The following is a 9,357-nucleotide window of genomic DNA, read 5'->3' as shown; positions in this document are numbered from 1 at the left end:
CTCAGGCACTCAGGCACTCAGGCACTCAGGCACTCAGGCACTCAGGCACTCAGGCACTCAAAAAGCGTGAGGGATGCAAGCGGATATCCTTTTTGCCGAAGTCAAATGTCCGCTTACCGAAGACGTGCAAGGCAAAAAGATAGCAGCGGGCCAGCCCGACGGCGGTGAACGAAATCGTCAGGTTAACGAAAACGCCCACGCCGCCGGCACGCCCTCAAATTAACACTTCTAAAAGACTGGATTTCAAGCTAAATTCATATATTTGGGAACATTTGCTCAAATTATGAAAAAATATCTCTTGGTAATCGCGTTATTGGTGGGTTCAAAAGGGTTCTGCAAAGAAATTCCAGCACCGTCCGTGTTGTTTAGCATCACGGAGAAAATTTTCGCCCAGGCGCAACAATTCGTGTTCCCTGCTTCTGAGAAAACGCCACTTAAATCCCCGAAAATCAAACCGGTTATCAAAGTGAAATCGAAAGTGCCGTTGAAGGTAATCGATCCTGCAATGGAAAAGCCGGCAGCTCCACAAACTACGACCGTCAAAGTAAAACGCGACGGCATGTGGATCACTACTGAACAATAATATCGTTATTTCGTAAAATAAAAAATCCCGCTCATTGAACGGGATTTTTCTTTTATAATCATTTTGATTACGCCAGCATGGTGACCGGGTTTTCAAGATATTGACGCAATGTCTGAAGGAACTCGGATCCCGTCGCTCCGTCAACGGTGCGGTGATCACAAGCCAACGTCACTTTCATCACGCTTCCAACCACGATTTGACCGTTTTTCACGACCGGCTGTTGCACGATCGCTCCTACTGAAAGGATGGCCGAGTTCGGTTGGTTGATGATCGATGTAAATTCGGAAATTCCAAACATACCCAAGTTGGAAACCGTAAACGTGCTTCCGTCCATTTCGGCAGGTTGTAATTTCTTATTTTTCGCACGGCCCGCGACGTCTTTCACATTGGTTCCGATTTGCGTCAGCGACAATTGGTCGGCGAACTTCAACACAGGAACAAGCAATCCGTCTTCAACGGCAACCGCAACACCAATATTTACGTGATGATGAATCAAAGTTACATCGTCTTTCCAGGTTGAATTTACTTTCGGATGCTTTTTAAGCGCCATCGCACACGCCTTGATCACCATGTCATTGAATGACACTTTGGTGTTAGGAATCGCGTTGATAGCGTTTCTCGCAGCAATTGCATTATCCATATCGAGTTCGATAGTCAAATAATAATGCGGTGCGGTGAATTTAGACTCGCTCAAACGACGCGCGATCGTCTTACGCATCTGGGAGTTCTTGATTTCTTCAGTATACGTTTCGCCTGCAGGAACGAATGGTTTCGCCGCGGCTGCTTCGGTTTTCGGAGCATCGGCTGACGCTTGAGCCGGAGCGGCCTGGGCTGCAGGTTTGTAATTCTCGATATCGGCTTTCACGATTCGGCCGTTTTCGCCCGAACCTTTAACTTGTGAAATGTTGATTCCTTTTTCCTCAGCCATTTTCTTGGCAAGAGGCGAGATGAAAATACGACGTCCGTCTGAAACAACTTCTACCGGAGCTTCTTCTTTCTTCTCAGACGTTTCGGCTGATTTCTCAGATTTCTCCTCGGTCTTCGCTTCAGGTTTCGCTTCTTCTTTCTTGTCCGAAGACGCAGCAGGAGCGGCACCACCTTTTTTATAGTTTTCAGCGATTCCCGTCACGTCGGTTCCTTCAGGGCCGATGATTGCCAAAACACTGTCGACCGGAGCGGTCTCTCCTTCTTTCACGCCGACGAAAAGCAAAGTTCCTGACTGGAACGATTCGAATTCCATCGTCGCCTTGTCGGTTTCGATTTCAGCGAGAATATCACCTTCAGCTACTTTGTCGCCAACTTTTTTGATCCAGGTGGCAACGGTTCCGTCGGTCATCGTGTCGCTCAAACGCGGCATGGTTACGACTGAAACGCCTTCCGGCAATGAAGCTGGTGCTGAAGCCTCGGCTTTCGGTTCGTCTTTTTTATCTTCAGATTTCGCTTCGGCAGCAGGCGTGCTTTCCTCGTCCGACTTTTGGTCTTCAGATTTCGCATCCTCTTTTGGAGCTTCTTCTTTTTTGTCTTCTTTTTTCTCGTCCGATTTCGCAGCGCCTCCGCCTTTCAAAAGCTCAGCGATGTCTTCGCCTTCTTCACCGATTACGGCCAAAAGCGAATCAACCGGGGCCGTTTCTCCGGCTTGTATGCCAATGTGGAGCAACGTTCCTGAGTTGAACGATTCGAATTCCATGGTAGCTTTGTCGGTTTCGATTTCAGCAAGGATGTCGCCTTCGCTGATTTTGTCGCCCACTTTTTTAAGCCAGGTCGCCACAGTGCCTTCGGTCATAGTATCGCTCAGGCGCGGCATAGTTACAACTGTTGCCATATATTAAAGTCTGTGTGGAATGAATGGATAATTTTCTTGTTCGTAAACGACGTCGTAAAGCTGCTGGACTTCAGGGAATGGAGATTCCTCGGCGAATTTTTCACATTCCTCGACAAGGTTTTTCACTCTTTCGTCCATCGCGGCGATTTCTTCGTCGGTAGCGAACTTTTGGTCTTTGATCACGTCGAGAACTTGCGTGATCGGGTCGATCTTGCGATATTCTTCAACTTCTTCTTTCGTGCGGTACAATTGCGCGTCACTCATCGAATGTCCGCGGTAACGGTAGGTTTTCATTTCGAGGAACGTCGGTCCGTCTCCGCGACGAGCGCGATCGATCGCCTCGTGCATGGCTTCGGCAACTTTTACCGGGTTCATGCCGTCGACTGGGCCACATGGCATTTCGTAACCCAATCCGAGTTTCCAGATATCGGTGTGGTTCGCGGTTCTTTCAACCGAGGTTCCCATCGCGTATCCGTTGTTTTCAACGATGAACACGACCGGAAGTTTCCACAACATCGCCATGTTGAACGCCTCGTGAAGCGATCCCTGACGAGCGGCTCCATCACCGAAATAGGTCAAGGTAACGCCACCAGTGTTGAAATATTTGTCGGCAAAAGCGATTCCGGCTCCCACGGGGATTTGCGCCCCAACGATTCCGTGCCCGCCGTAAAATCCTTTTTCTTTAGAGAATATGTGCATCGAACCGCCCATACCTTTTGAGGTTCCGGTTGCCTTTCCAAGCAATTCGGCCATCACTTTTTTGGGATCTACACCCATTCCGATCGGCTGGACGTGGTTGCGATACGCGGTGATCATTTTGTCTTTCGTGAGGTCCATGGCGTGAAGAGCTCCCGCGAGAACGGCTTCCTGCCCGTTGTATAAGTGAAGAAATCCTCTTACTTTTTGTTGGATGTAAAGCGCTGCGAGCTTGTCTTCGAACTTGCGCCAGAACAGCATTTCTTCATACCATTTCAGATAAACATCCTTAGTTACTTCTTTCATCTGCTAAATTTAATGCTAATGTTAGTGTGTATTTTAGTTGCCGAAGCGGAACGCAAAAAGTTGCCTCACACAAATTTGCGAAACGCAAAAATAACACATTCCATGCAGAACAAAAATTTAAAGAACCGTTATTTTTTTACGCTACAGGAAGTTTTTGTCGAACGTAAACGGAAGTAGATTCTTAAGCGAATCCGACTTGAAAACCTCGCCCGTTTCACCCATGAAATAAATCTCGATCGGCTGGTTTTGCTTGAATTCGTATTCGGCGATAGATTGTCGGCAAGCGCCGCAAGGAGGAATTGGGGCCGTGGTCGGATTCGTGTCGGAAGCGGCTGAAATCGCCATCTTCAATATCTTCGCCTCAGGATAGTTCGCGCCCGAATAAAAAATCGCCACGCGTTCGGCACAAAGTCCTGACGGATACGCTGCGTTTTCCTGGTTTGATCCTGAAATCACCTCGCCATTGTCAAGCAGTAACGCCACTCCGACACGAAATTTCGAATACGGTGCGTATGCATTCTTGCGGATATCGATCGCTTTTTGCATCAGCGACTTGGCGTCTGACGGAAGTTCGTCAATCGAATCAAAAGCGGTAAATGAAGTGGTATGGTTGATTTCTCTCATCGTCTAATCTGTCGGCCTGTTATCTATCAGTCTATTATCTTTTTTCTCAAAATAAAGCGGAAAAAAAATCCAAATGCCCTTTCGGATATTTGGATTCATATTTTGTTATGTCGGAAGTCTAGTTCTCTTCGTATTTGTCTCCGAACGCGAACGCAAGCGAGAATCGCAATGTTCCTTCAAGCGGGTTCCTGACTTTCGATGCCGAGAACAAGTATGAAACGTCGATCTTCACGATGTTATATTTGAAGCCCGCGCCCATCGAAACGAACTTACGCGCACCTTTGACTTCGCTTTCGTTGAAATATCCGAGACGGAACGCGAATGAATCCTGGTACGAATATTCGGCACCGACTGAATACGTGAATTCTTTTAGCTCTTCGCTGAAACCGTCGGGCGCATCGCCGAACGATTGGAAGATTCCCGAAACCCAGCTGATGTCGCGGTATTCCTGGTTGTTTTCAGCTTCGGCCAAATCGAAATCCTCAGAATCGATCTCTCCGTTTCCGTCGTAATCCTTCGAGTAATCAGGAATTTGAGGCGTCGGAACCAAAAGCTTGGTCACTTCAAGACCGACCGACACTTTATTGTAATCGTCAAGGATGAAATCGAATCCACCACCGAGTCTCAGGTTAGCAGGCAAGAAGTTGGCATTGCTGTCGTCTTCGGTAATGTCGTATTTGATTTTCGGGCCCATGTTCTGGAAGTTGAAACCCAATCTCCAACGACCGTTGAAGTCGTTGTATGCGATTTCTTCTGACTGATAGTAACCCGCAACGTCAACGGCAAATGTGCTTGCCGCTTTCGCGTCTATGTTTTCGGTAGGAATTTTCAACTGCGAACGGATGTAACGTCCGGCAACCGCCATTGAAAATCTTTCGCTCAGTTTCAAGGAGTACGAAAGGTCGACCGCCAATTCATTCGGTTTCACGACCTGAGCCGGATCGTCAAAGTTTTGACGCAATTCGATTTCACCGAGCGAGAAGTAACGCAACGTTCCCGCGAATGCGCTTTTTTCGCTGATTCGGTTAAAATACGTGACCTGACCCAACGAGATGTCGTTTACCAATTCGGTCAAATACGGCGTGTAGTTTACTGAGAAACCTTGTTTGTCCAAAGAGAACGCGAACTTCGCAGGGTTGTATTGTTGTGAATACGCATCGGGCGATGTCGCGACACCTTGGTCGGCCATACCGGCTGAACGCGCATCTCCGGCAATCAAAAGGAACGGAACACCCGTCGTGATTACGCGGTCAGGAAGTTCAGGTGTCGTAGCTTGTGAAAAGGAAAGTTGTATGGCAAACAAACAAAGTAAAGAGATAGCAATTTTTCTCATTCTGTATTTTCAATTAGTATTAACAAATATAGTGTTTTATTAAAGTATCACAAGTTTCTCGATTTTTTCCGACTTCGTGCCTGTGAGCGTCGATCGAACCGTGAGCTTATAAATGTAAACGCCTTTACCGATTCGGTCGCCAAAATCATCCTTGCCGTCCCAAGTCACTTCGCGCGACAAAAATCCTTCAGTATTTACCACCTGGTTACGCGTCCAGACGACTTTTCCGGTAACCGTCATGACCTGGACCTGAACGTCGAGCGGCTCGAACGGTTTGTTGTGCGAGAACCAGAATTGCGTGTAACTCGTGAACGGATTCGGGTAATTGAGCACGTTCGTAAGCGTGATTTTATCGTCTCCGACGACCACGAATTGAATCTCGGCCGTAATCGGGTTGTTGTACACGTCCCAGGCTTTGAACGTGATCGTGTGCAAACCTTTTTCTAAATTTCGGAAAGGGAAACGCAATTTTCCTTTCTTGTAATTGTCGAGTTCGGCCTCATAATAATCGTTCAACGTATACGGATTCGTCTCGTCCCCGTCGAGGATCGCGATGATGTCATGCCCGATTCCGCTTGCCGTATTGATCCCGTTTTCGTCTTCGAGAAACGCGAGGAAAAACGGAGATTCGTTCGTAATTCCGCCGTTCACGAACGTCTGGTCATTCATATATAACTTAACCGTTGGCCCGATATTGTCCTCGGCGGCATTTTCGTTGATGCCTCCAATCTGGATCGTGTTGTCATAACCTGTCTTGTCGAGCAGGATTTGGTTGCGTTTCGCGTAGAAACTGATGCGTCCGTTTCCAAGTGGAATCCTGATGTCGCGCGGTACGACGAACCCGAATTCGAACTGGCCGTTGCTGACCGTCGCGTTTCCTCGGAATATCGTTTCGCCCAAGGTGCTAAAGGTCAGGATGCTGCCTTGGTTGTCGTTGTTCAATGTCGTCCGGGAAATATTCTTGTCGTAAATATTGACCGCAACTTCGCCCGTATAGTTTGTGAGCGGGGTATTGAATTCGTCGGTGATGTCGCCCGAAACCTTGACGTAGGCGAGTGATTCCATGGCATCGACCGGGCCGGTAACCGGAGCGTCGTTTATTTTAGTCAATCGGATCTGAGGTTTCGCGATCGCGAGCACCATCGCAGGATCGCCCAAATACGTCACGATGTTCGTCGAATAATTCGAATTGCTGTTTTTCGCGAGACGCAATGCCTCGGCGATTGACGTATAATTGTTCGTCGGCGTATTGTTCACATACGACAACAAATATTGCGAAAGCCTGTCGTTGAAGTTTTGCGCCGGATCCTGGAAGATCGATCGCACCGTCGTGAGCATCGAAACCGCGCCACCGATCGGATTCCAATACGTATATTCACCCGCCGTCGGACGGTATGGGTTATCGAACCGCGTGAATTCGCACGTTACGGTAATGAACAATGGGTATTTGTAGCGATGGCTCAACGTTTCTCCGTCTTCTTTGATCCAGATGCGTTCGGCTGAAAGTCCGTCTTCGTTTCCGTGGCCCAAGTAATTGAAGACGAGCGCGCCTTTTTCGAACGCGTTGAAAATATCGGCCCGGGCTTTTTCATAACGCGCGCCTCCCGATGATGTTTCCTGTTCGTATGAGTCGATGTAGATTTTCTCGAGATTCAAGAACGGCTTGACACCCAAAATAGCATTCGCAAGTTGATCTTGCCTTTGTTGGAGCTGCACGTCGCCGGGTTTGTCGGCATCGTCGGATATCAAAATGTAATTGTTCCTCCAGCTTCCGTACGATTTCAAGTCGTGGTAATCGATGACTTTCGTGACCAATTGATCGGCCTGGGTTGTCGACGATACGACCATTCGTCCGACTGCGATGTCGATGCCGCCGATATTATACGAAAGCTGGCTGTCCGACACTTCACTGTACGGGTCCAACAATCCTTCGTCATCGTCCATCATCCCGAAGAAATCGTCGGTGATAAACGAAGCCTCGCCCGTTTCGTAAGAGTCAAGCGATTGGTAGATGGGAACGATATTCGTGTTGTTCGGTATGCGATTCTTGAAATCGAAAGACGCATCGCCAAAAAGGTTCACATATTTCACGCGGCTTTCAGGCGTCGACGCGTTGAAATACACGTATCGGATGAAATTGCGAATCGCTGCGACATCCTGTTTTCCCGACGAGAATTCAGGATAAATCGTCTCGAGGTTCACGACTTTCACGTTCATGCCCGAATAGGAGCGGTGAAACGTCGCGAGTTTCTCAGCCGCGGCATTGAGTGAAGCAGGCGTAATGATCAAATAATCTATGTTCTGGAATTGGCCTTGCTGATTTTTGAAGATCGTGCCTTTCAGGTCCTGGTTCGCGACTTTCGCCTTCGATTCTTTTAAAGGTGTGAAATAATCGGTATCGTCGACGACGGCGTATTTTCGGACGTCGCCCATCGAAGCGGTAAATGAAAATGCGGCTCCCGACGAATTCGGTGCCTGGCTCACATTGAAGATGTCGGTCACGTCCCAAACCTGCGGAATATGCGTCGCGGTACTGAATTGGTATTCAATGACGCCCGTATTCGCCGAATTGTTCGCCGTAAACTGGTATTGGTCGCCATAACCTTTGAGCGTGCGTTTCGCGTTCAAGATGATGTAGTCGAGATAGCCAAGCGAACCGGGAACGCCGGCATTGTCATACGAAAGCTTGACCTTCATAGTTTCGGCGGCCGTGACATTGGCGTTGAGCACGCCTTTGATGGCCTTGGCCGATCCTGTCGTCGTAATCGCACCCATTGAAATATTTCCGGCTTGCTGGCCGTTCACTTCAACCCCGAAATTAGTGACCGTAAAAGCCGCCGCGGCCGTGTAAACCTTTAATGACGCGGGTTCGGACGTTACGACGCCCGGAAATTCAAATTCGAATTCCTGTTCGTTTTCTATGTTGAATTGTTCTCCGAACCAACGTCGGCCCAATCGCACTATATTCACGTCGTCGACTTCGTGATGTTTATGGTCCTCGAACATGTTTGTCGTGACCGTTGGGGAACTCGGTTGCGCCATTGGCAATATGCGCTTTCCATTATCGCCTCTCGCGGTTACATAATAATAGGAACGGTTCGAGAACTGGTTGATGTGCGTTTGGGTTTCGGTGTTCCAGGTATCGACACCTTCGGCATAGAATAAGATGTAGTCGCTCGAATCGAAACTTCCATCAGATTCGCCGACGATCGTGATCGCATTCTCGGCGAGGTCGTCGGGATAGGCGCTGTCATTGCGAAGCGGGACCATGCGTCCGCCGTTGCCGTAAATCTTGATTTTCCTTGGGTCGACGTTGGTGTTCATGCCGAGGCTCGAAAGAAAGCTTTTGGAAATTCTGTAAACGCCCGACTTCTCTACGTAGAACCGATACCAGTCGCCCGTGGCCAGCACCGAACTCGTTATCGCCGAAACCGCGTTCGCCGATTGAGGTCGCGCCGCGCTTCCGTTTGAAAAGGAATACGTGAAAGATTTGAGTCTTTTGTAACCGCTTCCGTCTTTAATGATAGGAGAGAGCGTTAGGATCGCGAAGTAAGTTCCGCGTCCGTTGCTGCTTTTTAATGTCGGTTTTAAGGATGTCGGGACTTTATTTGCGGCCAGATCGCCCAATCCTGAATTGGTAAGCGTTTCATAAACGGCGTCGGTGATCTGGATCGAATTCGAATTCACCGGGCCCGATTGCGGGATGGAAATCCTGTAGTAAAGCGCTTTTTCGGACGAAACAAACAACATATTCGTGGCGTCGAACTGAGGAATGTTGATTTTGTTCTCGCCGAAATAATATTCGGTCTTTTCAAGCCAATTTATCGTGACCGCTCCATTTTGTTGGGCCGCACAAAGAATTGACGTGAAAATAAAAATAAGAAGTACTGCTTTTTTCATCAGGTATAGTAACGCGGGCAGGCTGTAATTATTACGGAGGGTAAAAATAATTTAATTAACGCTGACTATATAATATTTGAATAATTTTTCCGT

The 9,357-nt window shown here is 48.2% G+C and carries 7 protein-coding genes; 2 read left to right on the top strand and 5 right to left on the bottom strand.

Going from position 1 to position 9,357, the window contains the following annotated elements:
• Positions 1–73: 73 nt before the first annotated feature.
• Positions 74–223: a hypothetical protein gene (locus EOO50_RS13590; protein ID WP_290840821.1), complete on the top strand. Its 150-nt coding sequence runs from the start codon at positions 74–76 to the stop codon at positions 221–223.
• A 60-nt stretch (positions 224–283) separates the two neighbouring features.
• Positions 284–583 (top strand): hypothetical protein, encoded by a 300-nt coding sequence (locus EOO50_RS13585; protein WP_290840820.1) that lies wholly within the window; start codon positions 284–286, stop codon positions 581–583.
• Between the two features lie 67 nt (positions 584–650).
• Here the strand turns inward: EOO50_RS13585 and EOO50_RS13580 are convergent, their stop codons facing one another.
• The 5 genes from EOO50_RS13580 to porU form a co-directional block, all read right to left on the bottom strand.
• Positions 651–2,405, bottom strand: a complete 1,755-nt coding sequence (locus EOO50_RS13580; RefSeq protein WP_290840819.1) for a pyruvate dehydrogenase complex dihydrolipoamide acetyltransferase — start codon at positions 2,403–2,405, stop codon at positions 651–653.
• Between the two features lie 3 nt (positions 2,406–2,408).
• Complete coding sequence (pdhA, locus tag EOO50_RS13575; protein WP_290840818.1) at positions 2,409–3,407, bottom strand: pyruvate dehydrogenase (acetyl-transferring) E1 component subunit alpha; 999 nt, start codon at positions 3,405–3,407, stop codon at positions 2,409–2,411.
• 141 nt (positions 3,408–3,548) lie between these two features.
• A complete protein-coding gene (cdd, locus tag EOO50_RS13570) occupies positions 3,549–4,031 on the bottom strand; it encodes a cytidine deaminase (protein WP_290840817.1) in 483 nt (160 codons plus the stop codon).
• A gap of 118 nt (positions 4,032–4,149) precedes the next feature.
• Positions 4,150–5,364, bottom strand: a complete 1,215-nt coding sequence (gene porV / locus EOO50_RS13565) for a type IX secretion system outer membrane channel protein PorV (protein WP_290840816.1) — start codon at positions 5,362–5,364, stop codon at positions 4,150–4,152.
• A gap of 39 nt (positions 5,365–5,403) precedes the next feature.
• Positions 5,404–9,264: a type IX secretion system sortase PorU gene (porU, locus tag EOO50_RS13560; protein WP_290840815.1), complete on the bottom strand. Its 3,861-nt coding sequence runs from the start codon at positions 9,262–9,264 to the stop codon at positions 5,404–5,406.
• Between the last annotated feature and the right edge of the window lie 93 nt (positions 9,265–9,357).

Source organism: Flavobacterium sp. (genome assembly GCF_004211145.1).
Classification (GTDB): domain Bacteria; phylum Bacteroidota; class Bacteroidia; order Flavobacteriales; family Flavobacteriaceae; genus Flavobacterium.
Note: the sequence above shows the minus strand (reverse complement) of the source record. Positions and strands in the feature narration are given on the sequence as shown.